This window comes from Plantactinospora sp. DSM 117369, from assembly GCF_053764795.1.
On the sequence record NZ_CM132446.1, the window covers coordinates 93,259 to 116,739 of the forward strand.

Annotated in this window: 19 protein-coding genes and 1 tRNA gene; 11 read left to right on the plus strand and 9 right to left on the minus strand. The window is 72.2% G+C overall.

Annotated elements, in window-relative coordinates:
* Window positions 1-52: 52 nt before the first annotated feature.
* The 5 genes from ACSMXO_RS00425 to ACSMXO_RS00445 form a co-directional block, all read right to left on the minus strand.
* Entirely contained in the window at window positions 53-2,545 is a 2,493-nt protein-coding gene (locus ACSMXO_RS00425; RefSeq protein ID WP_455416307.1) for an FtsX-like permease family protein, read from the minus strand.
* On the minus strand, window positions 2,539-3,408 hold the full coding sequence (locus ACSMXO_RS00430; protein ID WP_455416308.1) for an ABC transporter ATP-binding protein: 870 nt from the start codon (window positions 3,406-3,408) through the stop codon (window positions 2,539-2,541). The genes ACSMXO_RS00425 and ACSMXO_RS00430 overlap by 7 nt, the downstream gene beginning before the upstream one ends.
* Before the next feature lie 95 nt (window positions 3,409-3,503).
* The gene (locus ACSMXO_RS00435) at window positions 3,504-4,310 is read right to left on the minus strand and encodes a WecB/TagA/CpsF family glycosyltransferase (RefSeq protein WP_455416309.1); all 807 of its coding nucleotides are present in this window, start codon (window positions 4,308-4,310) and stop codon (window positions 3,504-3,506) included.
* Window positions 4,307-5,392, minus strand: coding sequence for an NAD-dependent epimerase/dehydratase family protein (locus ACSMXO_RS00440; RefSeq protein WP_346261044.1), 1,086 nt, complete (start codon window positions 5,390-5,392; stop codon window positions 4,307-4,309). The genes ACSMXO_RS00435 and ACSMXO_RS00440 overlap by 4 nt, the downstream gene beginning before the upstream one ends.
* A 112-nt stretch (window positions 5,393-5,504) precedes the next feature.
* A tRNA-Leu gene (locus tag ACSMXO_RS00445) sits at window positions 5,505-5,587 on the minus strand.
* A gap of 278 nt (window positions 5,588-5,865) precedes the next feature.
* Between ACSMXO_RS00445 and ACSMXO_RS00450 the strand changes: the two genes are divergently transcribed.
* The 7 genes from ACSMXO_RS00450 (at window position 5,866) to pknB (ending at window position 14,811) form a co-directional block, all read left to right on the plus strand.
* A complete protein-coding gene (locus tag ACSMXO_RS00450) occupies window positions 5,866-6,657 on the plus strand; it encodes a DUF3662 and FHA domain-containing protein (RefSeq protein ID WP_318398479.1) in 792 nt (263 codons plus the stop codon).
* A 5-nt stretch (window positions 6,658-6,662) separates the two neighbouring features.
* Window positions 6,663-7,145: an FHA domain-containing protein FhaB/FipA gene (locus ACSMXO_RS00455; protein ID WP_107263173.1), complete on the plus strand. Its 483-nt coding sequence runs from the start codon at window positions 6,663-6,665 to the stop codon at window positions 7,143-7,145.
* Entirely contained in the window at window positions 7,142-8,560 is a 1,419-nt protein-coding gene (locus ACSMXO_RS00460; protein ID WP_455416310.1) for a PP2C family protein-serine/threonine phosphatase, read from the plus strand. Before ACSMXO_RS00455 ends, ACSMXO_RS00460 begins: the two co-directional genes overlap by 4 nt.
* A 145-nt stretch (window positions 8,561-8,705) precedes the next feature.
* Window positions 8,706-10,097 carry an FtsW/RodA/SpoVE family cell cycle protein gene (locus ACSMXO_RS00465; RefSeq protein WP_346261112.1) on the plus strand — a complete coding sequence of 464 codons (1,392 nt, stop codon included), beginning with the start codon at window positions 8,706-8,708 and terminating at the stop codon, window positions 10,095-10,097.
* Complete coding sequence (locus ACSMXO_RS00470; RefSeq protein WP_346261042.1) at window positions 10,094-11,599, plus strand: peptidoglycan D,D-transpeptidase FtsI family protein; 1,506 nt, start codon at window positions 10,094-10,096, stop codon at window positions 11,597-11,599. Before ACSMXO_RS00465 ends, ACSMXO_RS00470 begins: the two co-directional genes overlap by 4 nt.
* 1 nt (window position 11,600) lies before the next feature.
* Window positions 11,601-12,974, plus strand: coding sequence for a protein kinase domain-containing protein (locus ACSMXO_RS00475; protein ID WP_455416311.1), 1,374 nt, complete (start codon window positions 11,601-11,603; stop codon window positions 12,972-12,974).
* Between the two features lie 19 nt (window positions 12,975-12,993).
* Window positions 12,994-14,811 carry a Stk1 family PASTA domain-containing Ser/Thr kinase gene (gene pknB / locus ACSMXO_RS00480; protein ID WP_455416312.1) on the plus strand — a complete coding sequence of 606 codons (1,818 nt, stop codon included), beginning with the start codon at window positions 12,994-12,996 and terminating at the stop codon, window positions 14,809-14,811.
* Between the two features lie 45 nt (window positions 14,812-14,856).
* On the opposite strand, the gene ACSMXO_RS00485 is transcribed toward pknB, so the two are convergent.
* Genes ACSMXO_RS00485 through ACSMXO_RS00500 form a run of 4 tightly spaced genes read right to left on the minus strand, consistent with a single transcriptional unit; the run spans window position 14,857 to window position 18,582 of the window.
* Window positions 14,857-15,507, minus strand: a complete 651-nt coding sequence (locus ACSMXO_RS00485) for an aminodeoxychorismate/anthranilate synthase component II (RefSeq protein WP_346261039.1) — start codon at window positions 15,505-15,507, stop codon at window positions 14,857-14,859.
* A gap of 4 nt (window positions 15,508-15,511) precedes the next feature.
* Window positions 15,512-15,814, minus strand: a complete 303-nt coding sequence (locus ACSMXO_RS00490; protein ID WP_455416313.1) for a hypothetical protein — start codon at window positions 15,812-15,814, stop codon at window positions 15,512-15,514.
* Window positions 15,815-15,820: 6 nt separating this feature from the next.
* The gene (locus tag ACSMXO_RS00495; protein ID WP_455416314.1) at window positions 15,821-17,776 is read right to left on the minus strand and encodes a class E sortase; all 1,956 of its coding nucleotides are present in this window, start codon (window positions 17,774-17,776) and stop codon (window positions 15,821-15,823) included.
* On the minus strand, window positions 17,773-18,582 hold the full coding sequence (locus tag ACSMXO_RS00500) for a DUF881 domain-containing protein (RefSeq protein WP_455416315.1): 810 nt from the start codon (window positions 18,580-18,582) through the stop codon (window positions 17,773-17,775). Before ACSMXO_RS00500 ends, ACSMXO_RS00495 begins: the two co-directional genes overlap by 4 nt.
* A gap of 225 nt (window positions 18,583-18,807) precedes the next feature.
* On the opposite strand from ACSMXO_RS00500, the gene ACSMXO_RS00505 reads away from it, so the two are divergent.
* The 4 genes from ACSMXO_RS00505 to ACSMXO_RS00520 all read left to right on the plus strand — a co-directional run bounded on the left by ACSMXO_RS00505 (window position 18,808) and on the right by ACSMXO_RS00520 (window position 23,480).
* Window positions 18,808-19,071 (plus strand): cell division protein CrgA, encoded by a 264-nt coding sequence (locus ACSMXO_RS00505; RefSeq protein WP_101368904.1) that lies wholly within the window; start codon window positions 18,808-18,810, stop codon window positions 19,069-19,071.
* Window positions 19,072-19,360: 289 nt separating this feature from the next.
* On the plus strand, window positions 19,361-21,562 hold the full coding sequence (locus ACSMXO_RS00510) for a (Fe-S)-binding protein (protein WP_455416316.1): 2,202 nt from the start codon (window positions 19,361-19,363) through the stop codon (window positions 21,560-21,562).
* A gap of 65 nt (window positions 21,563-21,627) precedes the next feature.
* Window positions 21,628-22,845, plus strand: coding sequence for a sensor histidine kinase (locus ACSMXO_RS00515; RefSeq protein ID WP_455416317.1), 1,218 nt, complete (start codon window positions 21,628-21,630; stop codon window positions 22,843-22,845).
* Window positions 22,836-23,480, plus strand: a complete 645-nt coding sequence (locus ACSMXO_RS00520; RefSeq protein WP_455416318.1) for a response regulator — start codon at window positions 22,836-22,838, stop codon at window positions 23,478-23,480. The genes ACSMXO_RS00515 and ACSMXO_RS00520 overlap by 10 nt, the downstream gene beginning before the upstream one ends.
* Window position 23,481: the final 1 nt, after the last annotated feature.

The window sequence follows — 23,481 nt, forward strand, 5'->3', positions numbered from 1 at the left end:
GCCCGGACCCCGTCCCCCACCGGTTGCCGTACATCCGCCGGTTCTGGTCCACCTACTCCCGTACCCCGGCGAGTTGGGCGGCCGGAGTTCGCAGCGCCAGCACGGCCGGCACCAGGCTGGCCAGCACGGCGGCGAGCAGGCACCCGGCCGCGATCAACGTGATCGGCAACCACGGCACGCTGATCTGCGGCTGCGCCACCAACTCGGCCAGCCGGGCCCGCAGCCCGGCCAGCATCGCGGCGGCCACCAGCGCGGCGAGCGCCGTACCGGCCACCCCGACCAGCATCGCCTCCAGGCCGATCATCCGCAGCACCTGTCCGGGCGTCGCGCCGGTCAACCGGAGCACCGCCAGCTCCCGACGCCGGTCGTTGGTCGCCATCACCAGCGTGTTCGCGATCGCGATGCCGGTGTAGAGCAGCGCCATCCCGAGTACCGCCAGCAGGGCGACCCGGTTCTGCTCGTACTGCACGGCGTCCCCCACCACCAGGTGCTCGGCGGTCGGCAGCACCCGCCCGCCACCGGCGACGGCTGCCGCGTCGAGCGCCGCCGGATCGCCGCCGTCCAGGTAGACCACGTCGGCGCCGCCGCCGGGCTGGTGCGCCCGGCCCAGCTCCCAGGGCAGCAGCAGGGTCCGGTCCAGGTCGATCGAGTCGGCGAGTACGGCCACCACCCGCAGCCGTACCTCGGTCGTGTCGGCGAGCCACACCTGGACCCGGTCGCCGACCCGCCAGCCCATCGACCGGCTCACCGCCACCGTGTCCGTACCGGTCAGCCCGTCGGCCGAGCCCGCCACGACCGGCAGTCGCAGCACCCGGTCCAGCCCCGCCCCGACGTACCGGGCGGAGTACTCCTCGGCGTAGTCGTCGCTGCGCACGTACACCTCGCCCGGCCGGCTCGGGACGGCGGCGCGCACCCCGGCGACCCGGCCGAGCGCCGCGACCGTCGGATCGGCCAGCCCGACCGGGCCGCTCGCGATCGCCACGGCGCCGGCGGTGACCCGCTCCCGGGCGGAACGCTGCTCGGCCTGCCAGAGCGTCGCGGTCAGCGGCAGGGTGGTGGCCGCGATGCCGACGGTGACCAGGATCGGCGCGGCGGTGGCGGAGGTCCGGCGCAGCGCGCTCAGCGCACTCGACCGGACGAGCATGCCGGTCTGCCCCCGCAGCGGAGCGCCGAGCAGCGGCACGAGCACCCGGATCAGCACCGGTGCGAGCAGCCCGGCGGCGGCCAGGGCCAACTGGGCGACCAGCATGACCATGGCCAGGCCGTCCGAGACCCCGATCTCCGGCAGGGCGGTGAGCAGCAGCACCGCGCCGCCGAGGAAGAGCAGCCCGAACAGCCAGCGCCCCCAGCCCATCACCCGGGTGTCGACCGACGCCTCGCGCAGCGCCTCGACCGGGCGTACCCGGGCCGCCCGCCGGGCGGCGACCCCGGCGCCGAGCAGTGCGACCAGCAGACCGACCCCGGACGCGGCGAGCAGCGGCCAGAGGATGAACCGGGCCGTGAAGTCCTCCGGCGCGAAGCCGGACCGGGCCAGCCAGTGCGCGTACGGCGGCGCGGTGACCAGGCTGAGCGCGCTGCCGGCCAGCCCGGCCAGCACCCCGACGAGTACCGCCTCGCCGAGCACCAGCCGGCGGATCTGCCGGGGGGTGGCTCCGGTGGTACGCAGCAGGGCGAACTCGCGCCGGCGCTGGGCGACCGCGAACGAGAAGGTACCCGCGACCACGAAGACCGAGACGAAGGTGGCCACCCCGGCGGTGGTACCCAGCAGGGACGCCGCGATGGCCAGCTCGTCGCCGTCCGGATCCGGCTCGGCGGCGCGCCGCTCGTCGCCGGTGAGCACCCGGAACCCGGGCGCGGCGGCGCGGACCCGCTCCGCCAGCGTGCCGGCGGAGACGCCGTCGCCGGCCCGAAGCGCCACCGCGGTGATCCGGTCGCCGGCCAGCGCGGCGGCGGCCGGGTCGGTGAGGAAGGCGACCGTCGGCCCGTCCTCGTCCGGTGTGCCGGAGACCGGCGCCAGCACCCCGCTGACGGTGAACGTCCGTGGCCCGTCCGGGGTCTGTACCGGGATCCGATCACCCGGCCGGTGCCCGCCCGGCGAGGTCGACACCACCTCGCCGTCCACCGTGGGCGGCCGGCCCGACAGCGGGCCGTACCCGCCCAGCGCGGCAGCCGACCACGGTCGGGCGATCCCGGCCGTACCGGCCAGGTCCACCGGGACCTGACGGTCGGGTACCGCCGAGGCGACCCCCGGTACGGCGCCCAGCCGGGCCACCAGCTCGGCCGGTACCGGCCGCGAGTACGCCGTATCCGTGGTCGAGGTGTACCGCTCGTCGCCGGTACCCGTGCTGACGCTTACCGACTTAGGCCCGGTCACCACCACGTCGGCGTTCCGGTACCACGTCGGGGCCCGATCCGTGCCGCCGACGCTGGCCGCCAGGGCGAGCCCGGTGGTGGCCAGCAGGCAGACGCCGAGACAGAGCGCGACGAAGGTGCCGACGAACGCCGTCCAGCGGCTCCGGAACGTCTGGCCGGCGAGCGTCAGCACGGCGCGACCCGCTCCGGCCCGACCGCTCCGAGCCGATCCCATCCGAGCCGATCCCATCCGAGCCGGTCCGGTGCGAGCCGGTCCGCGCCGAGTGGGGCCGGTGTGAGCCGGACCGGCTCCGGGGCGGTGGCCTCGGGTACGGCCGGCTCCAGGGCGGTCATCCGCTCCGCCACCGCCGACGCGGTCGGTTGGCGCAGTTCGTCGGCCACCCGACCGTCGGCGAGGAAGACCACCCGGTCGGCGTACCCGGCCGCCACCGGATCGTGGGTGACCATCACGATCGTCTGCCCGGCCCGGTCCACCTGCCCGCGCAGCAGCCGCAGCACCTCGCGTCCGGCCGTCGAGTCCAGCGCGCCGGTCGGCTCGTCCGCGAAGAGCACCCGGGGACGGGTGATCAGTGCGCGGGCGATTGCGACCCGCTGCTGCTGGCCTCCGGAGAGCTGGGCCGGCCGGTGCCGGGCCCGTCCGGCCAGCCCCACCGCGGCGAGCGCGGCCCGGACGTCGCCCCGGCGCGGCCGGCGCCCGGCCAGCCGCAGCGGCAGTGCCACGTTCTGCTCGGCGGTGAGCGCGGAAAGCAGGTTGAAGGACTGGAAGACGAAACCGATGGTGTCCCGGCGCAGCAGCGTCAGCTTCGTCTCGGAGAGCCCACCGAGGTCGACGTCGCCGACGGTCACGCTGCCGGCGGTCGGCCGGTCCAGGCCGGCCGCACACTGCAACAGCGTGCTCTTGCCGGAACCCGACGGACCCATCACCGCCGTAAACGTGCCGCCGGCGAAACCGAGGGTTACCCGGTCCAGCGCGGTGACCGCGCTGTCGCCCGAGCCGTACCGTCTGCTGACCGCCGCCAGCCGCACCGCGTCCATGGCAGTGAGTCAATCGGACCGGGCACCGGCGAAACACTCCCGGCGACCGGCCTCTCCCGGGTAGGGGCAGCCCTACCCGGACCCGGACGGGCGGGTCAGACCGCGAAGGTGGCCGGGCGGTCGTTCGCCGGAGCCGGCGGGGTGGCCTTCCAGATGCCGAGCCGCTGCGCGGTCAGCCGGGCCACGTACGCCGGGTTGAGCACCATGTAGCGGTGGAACAGGCGCCTCGGCTCCAGGCCGAACCGCCACAACCACTCCAGGCCGACCCGCTGCATCCACGGCGGCGGCTTGCGGAGCAGGCCGGCGTGGTAGTCGAAGGCCGCACCGACCGCCATCAGCGGCATGTCGAGCAGCGGCCGCATCGCGTACGCGAAGATCTCCTGCCGGGGGCAGCCGAGCCCGACCAGCACGAGCCGGGCCCCGGAGGAGCGGATCCGGTCGGCGATCTCGGCGTCCTCGCCCGGCCGGGCCGGCCGGAACTTCGACGACTCCACCCCGGCGATCTTCAGGGCCGGGAACATCCGCTCCAGCTCCGGGATCAGCCGGGCGAGCGTGGCGTCGGTGGAGCCGTAGAGATAGACCGGCATGCCCTCGTCGGCGAACCTGGCCAGCACGCTCAGCGTCAGGTCGGGCCCGTAGACCCGTTCGGCCAGCGCGGCGCGGTGCAACAGGTTGAGCGCCCACCGCACGGGCTGCCCGTCCGGGGTGACCACGTCGAAGGCGTTGAGCCGGGCGTTGTGCGCCGGATCGAGCACCCCGGTCATCACCCCGTGCACGGCCAGCGCGGTCAGCGCCATCGGCCGGCGCTCCCGACCGGCGGCCACCACCTGCTCGGTCGCGGCCTCGTAGTCGACCGCGTCGACCAGGACACCGAGCACGTTCCGCTTACCCCGCGAGATCACGCCTTCTCCCCGCCCTGCGGCACCCACTTGTCGACGTTGGCGGCGTAGATCTCCTGGAGGATCATCGGCACGTCGTAGATCTGCTTCCAGTGCGGGTAGTCGCGCTGGAAGGCGGCGTTGGAGCCGATCCACCACTGGTGGTCGCCGACCCGGTTGGCCTCGTGGTATTCCGTGACCATCTCCTGCCCGGTGATCTGCTCGGCCAGCGCGAACGCCTCCAGGTGCGAGCAGTTCGAGTGCCGCCCGCCGCCGAGGTTGTAGACCGCGGCCGAGCGGGGCTCCCGGAAGAACGCCTCGAAGGCGGCGACCACATCGTGGCTGTGGATCGCGTCCCGGACCATCTTGCCCTTGTATCCGAAGATCTTGTACGTCCGGCGCTCCATGTTGCAGCGCATCACGTACGCCAGGAAGCCGTGCAGCTCGGTGGCGGAGTGCGCCGGACCGGTCAGCGTGCCGCCCCGGAAGCACGCGGTCTTCATGCCGAAGTAGCGACCGTACTCCTGCACCATCACGTCCGCGGCGACCTTGGAGGCGCCGAAGACCGAGTGCAGCGAGGCGTCGATCGACATGTCCTCCTTGATGCCGTCGAAGTACGGGTGGTCCGCCGCGAGTTCCCAGCGGGTCTCCTGCTCGACCAGCGGGAGGCTGTTCGGCCGGTCGCCGTAGACCTTGTTGGTGGAGCAGTGGATCACCGGCGCGTCGATGCAGTGCTCGCGGACGTTCTGCAGGACGTTCAGCGTGCCGCCCGCGTTCACGTCGAAGTCGGTGTACGGGTCGCGCAGGGCCCAGTCGTGCGAGGGCTGTGCGGCGGTGTGGATCACCACGCCGATGTCCCGGCCGTACCGCCGGAAGATCTCGGCCAGCGCGTCCCGGTCGCGGATGTCCACGTCGTGGTGCGTGTACGCGTCGCCGAGGTCACTGGTGAGCCGCAGCACGTTCCACGCGGTGGACGCCTCCGGGCCGAAGAACCGCCGGCGCATGTCGTTGTCGATTCCGACCACGTCCAGGCCGAGCCCGGCGAAGTGCCGGACCGCCTCGGATCCGATCAGGCCGCCGGATCCGGTCACCAACGCGACTGTCACACGTCACTCCTGGTTCGCCCTCGGGTCGGAAACCACCGGAGCATAGCGCGGTGGCGCCTTTGCCCCGATATGAACGAGGGGCCCCGTGTCACCACGGAGCCCCTCGAAGCGGTGGGGAAGGGGGGAGTTGAACCCCCACGCCCTTTCGGGCACACGGACCTGAACCGTGCGCGTCTGCCATTCCGCCACTTCCCCTTGCGAGGCGTGACCCGCGTCGCCCCGTGCCCTCTCGACGAAAGGGCTCGGACCAACCCGGCTCATCCCCCGAGCGCGCCACAGGACAATAACAATCATGTCCGGAGCCCGCTCTTCGGCATGTGCCGGGACATACTACGCTGTCCCTACTGCCGCTGCGGGCGTTACTGCCCGCAGCGGATGGAAGAGTAGCACGACCAACCCCGGCCGCTGAGGAGAGGCCGGCTGCAGGCGGCCGAGCGGCGTGCGAGCCGCACGTGCGGCGGCCGGATACCATCATGTCCTCGGAACCCGAGGAGGAGCCGGTGAGCGTGCTGCAACGCTTTGAGAAGCGTCTGGAGGGCCTGGTCGAGGGGGCCTTCGCAAAGGTGTTCAAAGGGGTCGTGCACCCTGTCGAGATCCTCAACGCGATGCAGCGGGAGGCAGAGGCGCACAAGGCGATCCTCGCCGGTGGGCGCACCCTGGTACCCAACCGCTACGTGATCGATCTCTCACCGTACGACCACAGTCGGCTGGCGCCGTACGCCGCCGCGCTGGCCCAGGAGTTGGCCCAGTCGCAGGCGGAGTTCATCGGCGAGCAGGCGTGGACGGTCTACGGCGACGTCATCGTCGAGATCGAGCGCGGGGACGGCCTCGACACGGGGATGTTCCGGGTCACCGCCGAGGTCTACACCGGCGGCGACGTCGCCCCGGTGCACCAGTCGCCATACGACCAGCAGCCGGGTGGCTACCCGCCGTACGACCAGGGCGGCGGCTACGGCCCACCGCCGGGACACGGCGCCGGTGGTCGCAACATCCGGCTCGTCTCCGGCGACGGCCGCACCTATCCGTTGCAGATGGGTTCGACCGTGATCGGCCGGGGTGACCAGGCGAACCTGCGGCTGCCGGACGTCGGCATCTCCCGCCGGCACGCCCGGCTCGACTTCGACGGTGCCCAGGTGGTGCTGACCGATCTCGGGTCGACCAACGGCACCATGGTCAACGGGCAGCGGGTCTCGGCCGTGGCGCTCAACCCGGGCGACATGATCCAGCTCGGCACCACCACCCTGACCTTCCGCGTGGACGGCTAACCACCTTGCCCCCATTTGTCATCACCGTTGCCCGGATCGGCTTCATCGTCCTGCTGTGGATCTTCGTCTTCACGGTGGTCGGGGTGATCCGTCGGGACCTCTTCGCCGGCGCGAGGTCCAGTCGCCTCGTCGCCGCGCCGCGCGGGGTGGGGGCCGCGCTGGGACAGAACAAACCGGCGAAGGTCAAACGGGGCCGGGCGGCGCACCAGCTGGTCGTCACCGGCGGCCAACTCGCCGGTACGCGGATCACGCTCGGCGAAGCACAGATCACCATCGGCCGGGCGGAGGACTCCACGCTGGTGATCACCGACGACTACGCCTCGGCCCGGCACGCCCGGCTCGTGCCCCGATCCGGGCAGTGGTTCGTCGAAGATCTCGGCTCGACTAACGGGACCTACCTCGATCGCGCTAAGGTCACCGGACCTACCCCCGTCCCCCTCGGCGTGCCGATCCGGATCGGCCGCACTTCTCTCGAATTACGGCCATGACTCTGACCCTGCGTTACGCGGCGCACAGCGACCGCGGGCTGATCCGAGACGGCAATCAGGATTCCGTCTATGCCGGGCCACGGCTTCTCGCCGTGGCCGACGGCATGGGTGGGATGGCCGCCGGTGACGTCGCCAGCAACATCGTCATCGGTGCCATGGCCCCGCTCGACGAGGACGTCCCGGGTGACGCCCTCGTCGACGCGCTGCGTTCGGCCGTGGACACCGCCAACCAACAGTTGCGCGACACCGTGGACGCCAATCCGCATCTCGAGGGGATGGGCACCACGCTCACCGCTCTGCTCTTCTCGGGCAGCAAGATCGGCATGGTGCACATCGGTGACTCCCGTGCCTATCTGCTCCGCGAGGGCGAGTTCGCCCAGATCACCAAGGACGACACGTACGTCCAGATGCTGGTCGACGAGGGCCGGATCAGCCTGGAGGAGGCGAGCAGCCACCCGCAGCGGTCGCTGCTCACCCGGGCGCTGGACGGTCGCGACATCGACCCCGAATACTCGGTACGCCAGGTGCGCACCGGTGACCGCTACCTGATCTGCAGCGACGGGCTCTCCGGCGTGGTGAGCGCGGAGACCATCGCGGACACCATGCGCAACCTCAAGGACCCCCAGGCCTGCGTCGAGCGGCTGGTGCAGCTCGCTCTCCGGGGCGGCGGTCCGGACAACATCACCGTGATCATCGCGGACGCCAGCGACCAGGACATCCTGGAGGCGGCCCCGATAGTCGGCGGCGCGGCCTCCCGGGACCGGGGCATGGCGACCTCGGCCGACGACTCGACGCCGGCCGCCCGGGCCTCGGCGCTCTCCCCGCCGCGTCCGGCCAGCCCGGAGCCGGCCGAGCCCGAACCGGCCGGCGACGACGAGTCGATGCGTCCGCGCCGGCATCCGCTGCGTACCGCCGTAATCGTCGTGGCGCTGCTCGGAGTGGTCGGCGCGGGACTCTGGTTCGGCTGGGACTACACCCAGCGGCAATATTATGTCGGTGCCACCGACGACGGTCAGCTCGCGGTCTTCCAGGGCATTCCGGGCCGGATCGCCGGGCTCGACCTGTCGAACGTGCACGCGACCAGCCCGACGAAGCTGGACGACCTGACCGACGCCGCCCAGGAGCAGGTGAAGCAGGGCATCCAGGCCGACGACGAGCCGGACGCGGTACGCCGGCTCGCCGAGCTGACCAACGAGGACCCGGGCAACCCCAACCTGAAGCCGCTCTGCCAGCCGAGCGCCACGCCCGGCCCGACCCCCACGCCGAGCGCCACCACGCCGACCCCGTCCGCGCCCACTCCTACCCCCGGCCAGACCGTGCGGGCGACCGCCACTCCGGCGGACACGCCCGACGCGCCACCGTCCGACCCGATCCCGCCGGTCACCGACCCTGCGGGATGCCGGTCGATCGAGTGAGCGTCAGCTCCGACGATCCGAGGGAATTCACGTGACCGCCCCGCCTGGATCGGCATCGACGCCCGCACCAACGGGCGAGCTGCCACGTGTCCGATTCGCCGCCAGGTCCAGGCGGAATGCCGAGTTGGCGCTGCTGCTGCTGGCCATGGTCGTGGTGGCGGCGTACGCGGCGACGGCCGAGGCGAACCTGCTCGACACGGTGACGTTCGACTTCTGGGTGCCGATCGCGTCGATCACCGCCGTCTTCCTGGCGATCCACGTGGTGATCCGGTTCCTGGCGCCGTACGCCGATCCGGTGCTGGTGCCGGCGGTCGCCCTGGTCAACGGCCTCGGCGTGGCCTTCCTGCGCCGGCTGGACCTGGGCCGGACCACTCCCGAGGAGCGCGCCGACCTCACCATGTTCTCCGGCACCGGTGGGCGGCAGCTCGCCTGGACGCTGCTCTCGGTGGCGCTCGCCGCCGGGCTGCTGGTGCTGATCCGCGACCACCGGGCGATCTCCCGGTACGCCTACACCCTGGTCCTGGCCGGCATCGTTCTGGTGATCACCCCGGCGCTGCTACCCGCCAAGTACTCGCAGGTGAACCCGCAGTCGGACGCCAAGCTGTGGATCAGCGTCGGCGGGTTCACGATCCAGCCGGGTGAGTTCGCCAAGCTGGCCCTGCTGGTCTTCTTCGCCTACTACCTGGTGCGCAAGCGCGAGGTGCTCTCGCTGGCCAGCCGGCGTTTCCTCGGCATCGACTTCCCGCGCGGCCGGGACCTCGGCCCGGTCATCGTGGTCTGGCTGATCAGCCTCGGGGTGCTGGTCTTCCAGAAGGACCTCGGCACCTCGCTGCTCTACTTCGGCATGTTCGTGGTCACCCTCTACATCGCCACCGAACGGGTCAGTTGGCTGATCATCGGCCTGCTGCTCTTCTTCGGCGGTGCCGTGCTCGCCTGGTATCTCGGCAGCACCGTCGGGGGCCCGTTCGCCAGCTTCTACACCCGGGTGGACATCTGGCTCGACCCGTACGGCGACCCGTACGGCAGTGGTTGGCAGACCCTCCAGGGGCTGCTCGGGCTGGGTACCGGTGGGCTCTTCGGGACCGGCCCCGGCGCCGGGCAGCCGACCGAGATCCCCGAGGTGCACACGGACTTCGTCTTCGCCGGGCTGGGCGAGGAGATCGGGCTGTTCGGGCTCTCCGCGTTGCTGGTGGTCTACCTGCTGATCATCGAGCGGGGGCTGCGGGCCGCGCTGGCCGTCCGCGACTCGTTCGGCAAGCTGCTCGCCGGGGGCCTCTCCTTCACGGTCTGCCTCCAGCTCTTCGTGATCATCGGTGGGGTCAGCGGTCTCATCCCGCTCACCGGCCAGACCACGCCGTTCCTCTCCGCCGGTGGTTCGTCGCTGATGGCGAACTGGCTGCTGGTCGCGGCCCTGCTCCGGATCTCCGACGCCGCGCGCCGGCCGGTCGACTCCGCTTCCCCGGCCCGGCCCAGCGGGACACCCGCCGGGCCGCCGGCACAATTGCACGGCGCCACAACGGAGGTGATCAGGCCATGAACGCACCGTTGCGCAAGATCGGCGTCGTCGTGATGGTCCTGTTCGGCCTGCTCTTCGTCAACCTCAACTACGTGCAGGCGTACAAGGCCGACGAATATCGCAACAGCGACTACAACGGCCGGGTCCAGGTCGCCGAGTACGAGCGCAAGCGCGGGATCATCGAGGCCGGCGGAACGCCCCTGGCGACCAGCAAGGAGACCAGCGGCAAACTCAAGTTCCTCCGCACCTACCCCAAGGGCGAGGTGTACGCGCACGCGCTCGGGTACAAGCCGGTCAACCTGGCCGACACCGGCATCGAGAAGAGCGAGAACGACTTCCTCGCCGGCACCAGCGACCAGCTCTTCGGCGACCGGGTGCGGGACCTCTTCACCGGCAACCAGACCGCCGGCGGGAACATCCTGCTCACCCTCTCCCCCCGGGCCCAGGAAACCGCCTACCGTGAGCTGGCCAACAACCGCAACGACGTGACCAAGGGTGCGGCGGTGGCGCTCGACCCCACCACCGGGGCGATCCAGGCACTCGTCTCGATGCCGAGCTTCGACCCGAACCCGCTGGCCGACCACGACACCAAGCAGGCCCAGGCGGCGTACGACCAGCTCGACGCGGCCAAGGACGGCCCGCTGAAGAACCGGGCGCTCTCCGAAACCTTCCCGCCGGGCTCCACCTTCAAGGTCATCACCTCGGCCGCCGCACTGGAGAACGGGTACGACCCCGGCCAGCGGATCCCGGCCGGTCCGAACTACCTCGCGCCGACCGCCGGCCAGCCGATCCGCAACGCGGCGCCGAGCATCTGCCCGGAGGCCCAGGTGACGCTGACCCAGGCGTTGACCGAGTCCTGCAACACCGGGTTCGCCCAGCTCGGGGTCAAGCTCGGTGCCGACAAGCTCAAGGACGAGGCCCGCCAGTTCGGTTTCGAGGACGACGAGCTGACCGTGGGCCGGCTCAACGGATCGGGCCAGAAGGTGGCGGCCAGCCGTACCGGCGAGATGGCCACCCCGGACGGCAACGACGACCCGCCGCAGGTGGCCATGTCCTCGATCGGGCAGAACGACGTCCGGATGACCCCGTTGCAGGGCGCGCTGATCGCGGCCACGGTGGCCAACGACGGGCGGCAGATGCGGCCCTACCTCGTGCAGCAGCAGCTCGGCCCGGACCGCACCACCGACTACTACACCGCGGTCCCCAAGGAGCTGCGCGAGCCGGTCAGCGCCGACGTCGCCAAGCAGCTCCAGGACATGATGGTCAGCGTGGTGCAGAACGGCACCGGCAGGAACGCGAGGATCAACGACTACCGGGTCGGCGGCAAGACCGGTACCGCCGAGACCGGTGGAAACAGCGACGACCACGGCTGGTTCATCGGGTTCGCGATCAACGACGCCGGCAAGCCGGTCTCCGCGGTCTGCGTCTTCCTGGAGGCCGCCGGGCCGGGTGGCAGCGCCGAGGCGGCGCGGATCAGCCAGCTGATCATGCGGGCGGTCATCACCGACCGGGGAGGCCGCTGAGATGCTGAAGCCCGGAGTGCTGCTCGGTAACCGGTACCGCCTTGACGAGCGGATCGCCGGCGGCGGCATGGGCGACGTGTGGCGGGGCACCGACGAGGTGCTCGGCCGTACGGTGGCGGTCAAGATCCTGCTGCCGGCGCTGCTCGACGAGCCGGGCTTCGCCGAGCGCTTCCGGGGTGAGGCCCGGACCATGGCCACCATCAACCACCCCGGGGTGGTGGACGTCTACGACTACGGCAGCGACCAGCAGATCGCCTTCCTGGTCATGGAGTACGTCGAGGGCGACGCGCTGTCCCGGACGCTGAGCCGGGTCGGCCGGCTCACCCCGGCCCGCACCATGGCACTGGTCGCGCAGGCCGCCGACGCGTTGCAGGCGGCGCACGACAAGGGCATCGTGCACCGGGACGTGAAGCCGGGAAACCTGCTGGTCCGGCCGAACGGCACGCTGGTGCTCACCGACTTCGGCATCGCCCGCTCGGCCCTGGTCGGCCAGCTCACCGCCGCCGGCTCGGTGCTCGGCACGGCGTCGTACATCTCGCCGGAGCAGGCCGCCGGCGAGGTCGCCACCGCCTGCTCCGACGTGTACGCGCTCGGGGTGGTCGCGTACCAGTGTCTCGCCGGCCGGCGGCCGTTCGAGGGCAACAGCGCGATCGAGATCGCCATGAAGCACGTCCGGGACACTCCCCGGCAGCTTCCCGGCGACATCCCGCCGGCGATCCGGGCGATCGTCGAGCGGTCGATGGCGAAGGACCCGAAGGCCCGCTGGCAGAGCGCCGCCGAGCTGGCGGCGGTGTCCCGGCAGGCCGCCGCCACGATCGGGATGGCCAACCAGCCCGGCCGGCCGGTCGCCTCGCTGCCGGTGCCGCCGCAGCGCCCCGCACCGCAGCCACCCGCGCCCGCGATGCCGCCCCGGCCGACCTCGGTCCCGCCCGCGCCCCGGGTGCCACCCGGCGCCGCGCGGGTGGCACCGCCCGCACCGCACTCGCCGGCCGTCGCGCCGGTGGCCCGCCCGCCGGCCGGCGCGGCGCCGGTCGGACCCGGCGGTTACAACCGGGGTGCGGCTGCGGTGCCGCAGCCGGTCCGGCCCCGGCCGGAGGCCGCATACTCGTATCCGGGGCGTCCGGCTTCACCGCCGCCGTCGCCCGGGAACCGCTCGTTGCTGATCGCGCTCTTCGTCGTGCTTGGCCTGTTGGTACTGATCTGCTCGGGCGTGATTGCCTTCAAGTTGACAGAGAACCGGAACCAGAACAGCAGCATGCCAGCGCCCCAGGCGGCGACAACGGAATTGCGGTCGGAAGCCGGACGCGACGCACCACCCGGTGCGCCGTACCGTCTGGTGCAGCGGACCGTGGGCCCCGACGGGGTGACCAGATGAGCGAAGGACGACAGACGAGATGACGGCGCAGGCCCGCCTGCTGGGTGGCAGGTACCAGGTCGGCGAGCTGCTCGGTTACGGCGGCATGGCCGAGGTGCACCGTGGGCGCGACCTCCGGCTCGGCCGCGACGTCGCGATCAAGATGCTTCGTACCGATCTGGCCCGTGACGACACCTTCCAGATGCGTTTCCGGCGAGAGGCGCAGAACGCCGCGTCGCTGAACCACCCGGCGATCGTCGCCGTCTACGACACCGGCGAGGAGATCGCGCCGACCGGCGAGACGCTGCCGTTCATCGTCATGGAGTTCGTCAACGGCCGGACGCTCAAGGAGGTACTCGCCGCCGAGGGTCGGCTGATGCCCCGGCGGGCCCTGGAGATCACCGCCGACGTCTGCGCGGCGCTGGAGTTCAGCCACCGGCACGGCATCATCCACCGGGACATCAAGCCCGGCAACGTGATGATGACCCAGACCGGCCAGGTCAAGGTGATGGACTTCGGCATCGCCCGGGCGCTGGCCAGTGGTGCCACCACGATGACCCAGACCAGCGCGGTGATCGGTACGGCCCAGTACCTCTCCCCGGAGCAGGCCCGGGGCGAGGCGGTGGACGCCCGCTCCGACGTCTACGCCGCCGGTTGTGTCCTGTTCGAGCTGCTCTGCGGCCATCCGCCGTTCGTGGGCGACAGCCCGGTCAGCGTCGCCTACCAGCACGTACGGGAAGATCCGCCGTCGCCGAGTGATCTGAACCCGGACGTCACCCCGCCGATCGACGCGATCGTGCTCAAGGCGCTGTCGAAGAACCCGCTCAACCGCTACCAGAGCGCGGCGGAGATGCGGGCCGACCTGCTCCGCGCGGCGGCCGGCCGGCCGGTGATGGCCACCCCGGTGCTGCGCGAGGACGAGACGATGGCGATGTCGCACGCCGCCACCACTCGGCCGATCCAGACCGGCGGGGGCCGGCCGATGCCGCCGGCCCGGGTCGGTGACGCCCGGCGCCGCAAGGCGTCCGCCTGGGTGATCGCCACGCTGAGCGGTCTCGGGGTGCTCGCGGTGATCGCCCTGGTCGCCGCCCTGATGCTCGACAACAGCGGCGGCGGCGGCACGCCGGCCGACGTCGAGGTGCCGGACGTGGTCGGCAGCACCCAGGAGGCCGCCGAGAACATACTCCGGCAGGCCGAGTTGACCCCCAAGCTCGGCGCGGCGGACACCAGCGACGACTGCGAGGTGGGGGAGGTCACCTCGCAGAGCCGGCAGCCGAACTCCAAGGTCGACCCGGGCACCGAGGTCGAGATCCGGGTCTGTGCCGGCCCCGGCACCGTGACGATCCCGGCGAACCTGGTGGGCGGGCGGTTCGAGGCGGTCGAAGGCCAGCTCAAGGGCCTCGGACTGACCGTGCAACGCAAGGACGTGAACAGCACCGAACCGAAGGGCATCGTCACCGAGGTCGATCCCGACGAGGGTGAGAAGGTCCTCCCGCGCAGCACCGTGACCGTCGCGGTCTCCCGGGGCAACGTCGTCGAGGTGCCTCGGGTCCTCGGGCTCCAGGAGGACGAGGCCCGCGATCGGCTGAGGGAGGCCGGCTTCGAGGTAAAGGTCGTCGACGGTGAGCCGGTGCCGCCCGCTGAGGCCGGCGAGGTGACCGGGCAGAACCCGCCCGGCGGGTCGAAGAGGGCGACCAGCACAACCGTGACGATCACCGTGAGCGTGCCGGAAGAGGAAGACGACCCGACCCCGCCCACCACCACGCCCTCGCCCACCACCGGGACGGGCAACGGCGGCGGCGGGGGTGGGCTGTTCCCACCGGTGAACCCGCCGGCGACCCGCCCGGAATCACGCTGATCGCACCTGTGCGGTCCGGTCAGACCGCGCCGGGAGTGGCGCGGGTCAGACCGTGACGAAGGCGGCCCGGCGCCGGGCGTCGACCTCGGCAGCCAGCGCGGGAGCCCGGTCCAGTGCGGCGGGCAGGCCGCAACCGGCGAGCCAGTTGGCCAGCATCAGGTGGCCACCCTCGGTCAGCACCGACTCGGGGTGGAACTGCACGCCCTCGATCGGCAGGTCACGGTGCCGGATCGCCATCACTACGCCGGACTCGGTCCAGCCGGTGACCTCGATCTCCGCCGGCAGGGTCTCCGGCAGTACGGCGAGCGAGTGGTACCGGGTCGCGGTGAACGGGTCCGGCAGCCCGGCCAGTACGCCCACGTCCCGGTGCCGCACCTCCGACGTCTTGCCGTGCAGCAACTCGGGTGCCCGCTCGACGGTCGCCCCGAAGGCGGCGCCGATGGCCTGGTGGCCGAGGCAGACGCCGAGGATCGGCAGCCTGCCGGCGTACTCGCGGATCACGTCGAGGCAGACACCGGCCCGGTCCGGGGTACCGGGGCCGGGAGAGAGCAGCACCCCGGCCACGTCGAGCCGGCCCACCTCGGCGAGGTCGATCTCGTCGTTGCGGCGTACCTCGCAGTCGGCGCCAAGCTGGCCCAGATATTGCACGAGGTTGAAGACGAACGAGTCGTAGTTGTCGATCACGAGGACGCGCATCGGCCTACCTGCTCGGGCTCGGGGGCGGGGTGTTGTTCCGGGTGGTGTCGTACGGCAACTCGTGCCCGTCGCCGGACGGCTCACCGCCGACCCCCGGATCCTCGCCGTCCACCCCCGGCTCGCCGGCCGGATCACCGGGAACGCCGTTGTCCTGGGTCACCTGGACGTCGTCGAATGGCAGTAGCGGTTCGGCCCACGGAAAGACGACGTACCAGAGCAGGGCGAGCAGGCTCGCGGTGATCAGCAGCGAGCCGATCAGCTTGCCCGGAACTCCGAACGGCAGCTTGCGCCAGATCCACGCGTACATCGCTGGTCAGCCGTCCAACTCCGGTGGCCGGGGCGAGCCGACCGCCTTCAGCTCGGTACGGATCAGCTCGGCGTGCACGATCAACCGCTGGTAGTTGTCGAACTTCGGGTTGCAGGTGGTCAGGGTCAGCATCGCCTTCGTCGCCTTCGCACCCGGTTTGCCGGGGACCGGGGCGACCACCTCGACCTGGGACGGCCGGACGATCCGGGTCTGTGACACGTGGTAGACGAACCAGGCGTCCTTGGACTCCACCACGATCGCGTCGCCGTCGTCGAGTTCGTCCAGCCGCCAGAAGGTGGCCCGGTTCCGGTGCCCGGCGACCGAGAAGTTGCCGACCTGGCCGGGCAGGGCGCTGGTCGGATAGTGGCCGGGGGCGTACCGGATGTCCTTCTGGGTGACGCCCTCGACGACCACCCAGTGCTTGTCCAGCTTCGGGATGTAGAGGCCGGCGATCGGCTTGCCCGGCACCGGCTTGATCGGCTTCGGGGTACTGGTGGGAGTCGGGCCGACCGTCGGGTCGGGCTCGTCCCACTGCTGGGCCAACTGCTGGCCCAGATCGTCCTGGTGCGCGTTGACGATGGTCGACTTGCCCCAGACCTCGTACGCCGCGAAGAGCAGGACGACCAGGCCGAAGGTGATCAGCACCTCGCCGGTGGCCCGGATGCCGGTCCGGATCCGGGAGCCGATCGACGGCCGGGTCAGCTCGGAGTAGACGCTCTTGTAGCCCTCGCCGGTCTGCTCCGGCCGGAGCCGGACGATCCGCTCACCGCGCCGGGGACGCTGGTCGGCGTCCGCCCCGCCGTCCCTGCTGTCCCCGCCGTCGTCGGCCGCCGGTCGGGGCGGGATCGCGCCGATCAGCGCGGTGGACTCGATGTCCTCCTGGCGGGGCGCGGCTGCGGGCCGGACCTGCGGCAAGGCGGTGGTGGCGCCGTCGGCTCCGGAGCCGCGGTGCGGCATGGGCGGGATCGGCGCGGTGGTCTCCGGGTCCCGCGACGGCGTGACGGCCGGGATGAGCGTCGTCGGGCTGTCGGCGCGACCGGTCCTGTGGACCTGCCCGGCCGCACCGGTCCCTGCGACGTGGCCGGTCCCTGCGACGTGGCCGGTCCCTGCGACGTGGCCGGTCCCGGCGGTTCCGGGGACGTGACCGGTCACGTGGGCCTGGCCGGTCCCGTCGAGTTGCGCGGGTGCGCCGCCGAGCCGGTCGGGCGTACCGCCGGGGGTCGGCCGGGCGGCGCCAGCGGAAGGCGCCGGCGGCGCCCAGGGGTCGGGGGCGGCCGGCGCGGGGGCCCGGCGGCCGAGGTCGGCATCCGGGGACGGTTCCCAATGGCCGGGGTCGGCGGCCGGGGACGGCTCCCAGGCGCCCGGTCGGACCGCCGGTGCCGGCTCCCGGCGGTCGGGGACGGTGCCTGGTCCCGGCGGCCAGCGCTCGGAATCGGCTGTCCCGTCCCGCCGGCTGGCGGGCGGCGCTGACTCCCGGCGGTCGGCCGGAGGGTGGGCGATCCGGAACTCGGGCTCGACCGGCGAGTACGGCTGCGGGCGGTAGCTCTCGACCGGACCCCGGCGCTCGCCCGGGTGACCGTGCTCTCCCGGACGCGGCTCCGGCGGACCGGACGGGGCGCGCCCGACCGGATCGGCGCTCGGATAGCGGCCGGAGTCGCCGACGGGCGGTCCGATGGTGCCGTGCGCGGGCAGGTCCATGGTGTCGTGCGCGGCCGGCGGTGGCGGCTCGGGCGCACGCGGTGCCCGGCCCGGCGGCGGTGCCACGACGTGGTCAACGGTGATCCGCAGGCGGCGGGCGCCCGGCTCCGCCGGCTCCGGGCGGGGCGGACGCGCTGCCCGGTCGGTCTCCGGTGGCTCGTCGGCCTCCGGCAGCCGGGGAATGTACATGGTCGGGTCGTCGCCGTCGGGCGCGCGGTGCCGACCGTTGCGGGCGGAGTTCGGGTCGCCGGTCACCGGGCTCACCCAGGAACCTTGGCCGACCGGAGTCCGCCGGGACCGTCGTACGCGGGAACCGTCACACTAGGCTCCACTGCCTCGTGGTATCCGAGGTGGTAATGGGTGACCGCGTCCTTGAACAACCGGACCCCCTCGGACGCGGCGAGTGCTCGCTGTAGTGCGGCGGGATTGCCGATGGCGGTGATTCGGAACGGTGGTGAATACACCCGGCCGTGCAGGAGCAGAGTGTTCCCCACGCAGCGTACCGCGCTGGTGGAGAGGACACGGACACCCATGATGGTCATGGCCTCGGCACCTCCGGCCCAGAGCGCGTTGACCACGGCCTGCACGTCGCCCTGGTGCACCACGAGATCGTCGTTGCGGGCGTCGGTCGGCAACTTGCCGTCGCTCTGCTGCGGCGCGTCATCGAGTTCGACGGAGATCCCCGGGCCGGTCAGCGGGGTGAACCCGGCCGCTTCCCGGCTGCCCGTGGCCCGGTCCCGCTGGGCCGCCACCCGGCCGTCGGAGCCGCCGAGCGCCTCGGTCTGGCTCTCCACGTCGTCGCGGAGCGCGGCGGCCCGCTCCTGGCCCGAGGCCACCTGCTCGCGGCGGTCCTCGATGAGCTGGGCGAGCTCCGGGCGACGGTCCTCGCGCAGCGAGGTGCCGCCGGCGGTGGTGGCCGTGGTGGTGAAGAGCAGCCCGGCGGCGAGCGCGATCAGGGGTACGCCTACCGACCACCCGGGGCGGCGCTCGGCCGACCGCCGGGGCAGCAGCCCCACGGCGGCGCGGCGGAGCACCTTCCGCCAGGACGCGACGCCGGAGGTGTACTCCATCGAGCCTTCCCCCTCACGATCATGCCAATATGCTAATTATGTCCTAATCGCGGGAATTACCGAGGCGATCCGGGCGTTCAACCGTCCGTACCCAGATGCCCGGGTCCGTGGCCTGAACGGGTTCTCGCGACTACGCTAGCTGTCGAACATTATTGGCCATGGACCGTCGCCCTTGCGTCCGGTTGTCAGGCCGGACGAGGATCACCACCCCCTCAGGAGAGCGCCGTGCCCAAGTCTCAGGTACGTAAGAAGAAGGTGTACACCCCGCCGACGGACGTCCGTCCCACGTCCACGGCGGCGACCCGCAAGCCTAGCCCGGTCTGGCTGCCAGCCACGGCGGTCGGGTTGATCGTCTTCGGCATCGGCTGGCTGGTGGTCTTCTACCTGTCCGACATGGAATACCCCGTCGCCACCTGGCGGTACTGGAACCTCGCCATCGGCTTCGGTGCGATGGTCGGCTCGCTCGGCCTGCTCTCCCGCTGGCGCTGACCGCGGCCCGGGTTTCCCGCTCCGGCGGTTCCGACCCGTGGTCGACCGCTGGTCGACCGCTCGGTCGAGCCGGGGCGACGGTGCCGGCCGGTCCGCCCGGCGGCCCCACCCGGGCCGGCGCGCACCTCGCACCGCCCAGCTCGGCTGTGACGTCCGTCGTTGCGAGGATGGTCACGTTACCAACGAGTAACCTCGCCGCGTAGGCTGCGTACATCGCCGCCGCCGGTCGACAGACCGCCGGCCGGGCGGCGGACGAGGGCAGGCAGCAGGACGGGGAGGGCCAACAGGCATGGGCAGCGTCCAGATCGTCACCACGATCCTCGCCGCCGGCATCACCGCGGTCGCGGTGTGGCTGGCGACCCGCGCGGTGCTGCGGATGACCGCGGTGATCCGGCTCGGCCAGCCCGACCCGGGGCGGTTCACCGACCGGGGCGTCCGGGCCCGGAACATGCTGGTCGAGACGCTCGGCCACACCCGGATGCTGCGCTGGAGCGTGGTGGGCGCCGCGCACTGGTTCGTGATGGTCGCCTTCGTCGTCCTGTCGCTGCTGGTGCTGGAGGCGTACTTCGAGGTGGTCAGCCCGACCGGCGGACTGCCGCTGGTCGGGCACTGGGTCGGCTACGGCCTGGTCACCGAGCTGATCGGGATCCTCGGGGTGGTCGGGATCCTGGTGCTGATCGGCATCCGGCTGCGCAACCGGCCGGGCAACCCGACCCGCCGGTCCCGGTTCACCGGCTCGACCATGTGGCAGGGCTACTTCGTCGAGGCCGTGGTGCTGGCCGTACTGGTCTGCGGGTTCCTGATCCGGGGCTTCAAGGTCGCCACCGACCACTTCGAGTTCCCGGCCTGGGCCACCCCGGTCAGCCACGCGATCGGCGCGCTGCTGCCGGCCTGGGACGCGGGCACCAGCGTCACCGCCCTGGTGAAGATCGCGATCTCGATGACCTGGGTCATCGTCATCTCGCTGAACGTGACCATGGGTGTCGCCTGGCACCGGTTCGCCGCCTTCCCCAACATCTTCTTCAAGCGCGACCCCGGCCGGGCCGGCTCCGGGCTCGGCGCGCTGCGCCCGATGACCAGCAACGGCAGGCCGCTCGACTTCGAGGAGGCCGACCCGGAAAAGGACCAGTTCGGGGTGGCCCAGGTCGAGCAGTTCACCTGGAAGGGCCTGCTGGACTTCACCACCTGCACGGAGTGCGGGCGGTGCCAGTCGCAGTGCCCGGCCTGGAACACCGGCAAGCCGCTCTCGCCGAAGCTGCTGGTGCTGTCGCTGCGCGACCACGCGTACGCCAAGGCGCCGTACCTGCTGGCCGGCGGCGGCAAGGACCTGACCGGTGAGGAGAAGGCGACCGAGGCCCAGTTGGCGCACGTCGACGTGCTGGCGCTGGCCGAGGCGAACCGGCCGCTGATCGGCGGTGCCGAGGAACTCGGGGTGATCGACCCGGACGTGCTCTGGTCCTGCACCACCTGCGGGGCCTGTGTCGAGCAGTGCCCGGTCGACATCGAGCACGTCGACCACATCGTGGACATGCGCCGCTACCAGGTGCTGATCGAGTCGAGCTTCCCGTCCGAGGCCGGCGTGATGCTGCGCAACCTGGAGAACAAGGGCAACCCGTGGGGAGCCCCGCCGAACACCCGGGAAGACTGGACCAAGGGGCTCGACTTCGAGGTGCCCCGGGTCGGCGAGGTCGAGGACTTCGAATACCTGTTCTGGGTCGGCTGCGCCGGGGCCTTTGAGGACCGGGCCAAGAAGACCACCCGGGCGGTGGCCACCCTGCTGCACTCCGCCGGGGTGAACTTCGCCATCCTCGGCGAGGGCGAGACCTGCTCCGGCGACCCGGCCCGGCGGATCGGCAACGAGTTCGTCTTCCAGATGCTCGCCCAGCAGAACGTGGAGACCCTGAACGAGGCGTTCGGCGACCGCGAGCCGGCGAAGCGCAAGATCGTCGCCACCTGTCCGCACTGCTTCAACACCCTCGGCAACGAGTACGGCGAACTCGGCGGCCAGTTCGAGGTCGTGCACCACACCCAGTTGCTGGCCCACCTGGTCGCCGAGGGCCGGCTCACCCCGGTCCAGCCGGTGGACGGCGGGCTGACCTACCACGACCCGTGCTACCTGGGCCGGCACAACCGGGTCTTCACCCCGCCGCGCGAGGTGCTCGGCGCGGCCGCGGCCGACGGGATCACCGAGATGCCGCGCAACCAGGAGCGCTCCTTCTGCTGCGGCGCGGGCGGCGCCCGGATGTGGATGGAGGAGCGGATCGGCAAGCGGATCAACGTCGACCGGGTCGAGGAGGCGATGTCGACCGGCGCGAAGACGGTCGCGGTCGGTTGCCCGTTCTGCTCGACGATGCTGAATGACGGGGTCAACGGCAAGGAGGCCGGCGACCAGGTCGAGGTGGTCGACGTCGCCACCGTGCTGCTCCGCTCGGTCAAACCGGCCGCCCCGACCGCCACCGCCGACCCGGAACCGGCCGGCACCGCCGGCTGAGCGCACCGGCCGGGCGCGGTCCCCAGCGCCGTACCTGTGGAAAACCACACCGGTAGCCTCCAGAGGTGTCAGCAGGGCCGGAGAACGTGACCGACGGCGCCGCTCCGGCGGCCCGGCGGGACGCCGGCCGCGCCCTGCCCGGCCTGCTCCGCCGCTCGCTGCGGCTCGGCGCCGGACTGCTGATCGGTGCGGTGACCGCGGCGGTGGAGCTGACGTACCTGCTCGGGCTCGGGTCGATCCTGCTGGTGCTCTGGGTACGGGCCGAGTCCCGTCGGACGGCGGCGGAGCGGATCGTCGAGCGGATCGAGACCGGCGCCCGCCAGTTGGCCGAGGTCGAACGGTGGCGGCTGGCGACGTTCCTGGAGAGCGAGAACGCGGCCGACTACACCGGTAGCCGGGCCGTGCGCTATCTCGCCGTGCGCTGGGCGGTCGGCATGCTCGGCGGCTCCGTACTGCTGCTCTTCGGCTGGGGCGTGCTCTCCGGCGGGGTCTGGATCTGGGAGGCGGTACACGGCGAGAGCACCCTGCTGACCTTCCTGGCGCAGCTCGTACTCGGGCTGGTCGGCCTCTTCCTGGTGGTGCAGGGCGCGACCGGCGTGGTTGCGCTCGACCGTCGGGTGGCCCGGCGGTTCCTCGGCCCGAGCGGCCGGGAGGTGCTCGAACGCCGGATCACCGAGCTGGCCACCAGCCGGGCCGGGGTGGTGGCGGCGGTCGACGCGGAGCGGCGGCGGATCGAGCGGGACCTGCACGACGGCGTACAGCAGCGGCTGGTCGCGCTCGGCATGCTGGTCGGCCGGGCCCGCCGTACCGCCGACCCGGCCAAGGCGGCGGACCTGCTGCGCCAGGCGCACGAGGAGTCCGGCCGGGTCCTCGACGACCTCCGCGAGGTGGCCTGGCGGGTCTATCCGACCGCGCTGGACAACCTGGGGCTGGCCGACGCGCTGGCCCGGGTCGCCGAGCACGCCGGACTGCCGGTCCGGATCGACCACCGGCTGATTGGGCGGCCAGCGCGGGCGGTCGAGACGGCCGCGTACTTCGTGGTCTCGGAGGCGGTGACGAACGCCGCCAAGCACGCCCGGGCCAGCCGGGTCGATGTCGAGGTCGCGGCCCGGGACGGCCGGCTGGTCGTGACGGTCGTCGACGACGGCGTCGGCGGTGCCGACCCGGCTGGCGTCGGGCTGTCCGGGCTGGCCCGCCGGGTCGCCGCCCTGGATGGCCGCTTCCGGGTCGAGAGCCCGGCCGGCGGCCCCACCACCATCGTCGCGGAGCTGCCATGCGAGTGATGTTGGCCGAGGACTCGATCCTGCTCCGCGAGGGGCTGGTCCGGCTGCTGGCCGAGGAGGGACACCAGGTAACCGCCGCCGTCGGCGACGCGGACGCGCTGGTCGCGGCCATCGCGGCGGACCCGCCGGACGGGGTGGTGGTGGACGTGCGGATGCCGCCGACCCACACCGACGAGGGGCTGCGCGCCGCGCTGGAGATCCGCCGCCGCTGGCCCGCCGTCGGGGTCCTGGTGCTCTCCCAGTACGTCGAGAAGCGTTACGCCGTCGAGCTGCTGACCAGCCAGAGCGGCGGGGTCGGATACCTGCTGAAGGACCGGGTGGCCCAGGTCGGCGAGTTCCTCGACGCGCTGGCCCGGGTGGGCGACGGTGGCGCCGCCTTCGACCCGGAGGTGGTACGCCAACTGCTGGCCCGGACCAGTCACACCGACCCGCTGAGCCGGTTGACCGTACGGGAGCGGGCCGTGCTCGACCACATGGCGCAGGGGCACACCAACGCCACCATCGCCGCGCAGCTACACGTCTCGCAGAGCGCGGTCGAGAAGCACGTGAACGCCATCTTCGACAAGCTCGACCTGGCGCACGTCACCGGGTACAGCCGGCGGGTGCTCGCGGTACTCCGCTATCTGGGCGGCTGAC

Coding starts and splice junctions, on each gene's coding strand:
- ACSMXO_RS00430 (WP_455416308.1), bottom strand. CDS start 3,408: ATGGACGCGGTGCGGCTGGCGGCGGTCAGCAGACGGTACGGCTCGGGC.
- ACSMXO_RS00450 (WP_318398479.1), top strand. CDS start 5,866: ATGTCCTCGGAACCCGAGGAGGAGCCGGTGAGCGTGCTGCAACGCTTT.
- ACSMXO_RS00460 (WP_455416310.1), top strand. CDS start 7,142: ATGACTCTGACCCTGCGTTACGCGGCGCACAGCGACCGCGGGCTGATC.
- ACSMXO_RS00465 (WP_346261112.1), top strand. CDS start 8,706: ATGGTCGTGGTGGCGGCGTACGCGGCGACGGCCGAGGCGAACCTGCTC.
- ACSMXO_RS00470 (WP_346261042.1), top strand. CDS start 10,094: ATGAACGCACCGTTGCGCAAGATCGGCGTCGTCGTGATGGTCCTGTTC.
- ACSMXO_RS00475 (WP_455416311.1), top strand. CDS start 11,601: ATGCTGAAGCCCGGAGTGCTGCTCGGTAACCGGTACCGCCTTGACGAG.
- pknB (WP_455416312.1), top strand. CDS start 12,994: ATGACGGCGCAGGCCCGCCTGCTGGGTGGCAGGTACCAGGTCGGCGAG.
- ACSMXO_RS00485 (WP_346261039.1), bottom strand. CDS start 15,507: ATGCGCGTCCTCGTGATCGACAACTACGACTCGTTCGTCTTCAACCTC.
- ACSMXO_RS00490 (WP_455416313.1), bottom strand. CDS start 15,814: ATGTACGCGTGGATCTGGCGCAAGCTGCCGTTCGGAGTTCCGGGCAAG.
- ACSMXO_RS00500 (WP_455416315.1), bottom strand. CDS start 18,582: ATGGAGTACACCTCCGGCGTCGCGTCCTGGCGGAAGGTGCTCCGCCGC.
- ACSMXO_RS00510 (WP_455416316.1), top strand. CDS start 19,361: ATGGGCAGCGTCCAGATCGTCACCACGATCCTCGCCGCCGGCATCACC.
- ACSMXO_RS00520 (WP_455416318.1), top strand. CDS start 22,836: ATGCGAGTGATGTTGGCCGAGGACTCGATCCTGCTCCGCGAGGGGCTG.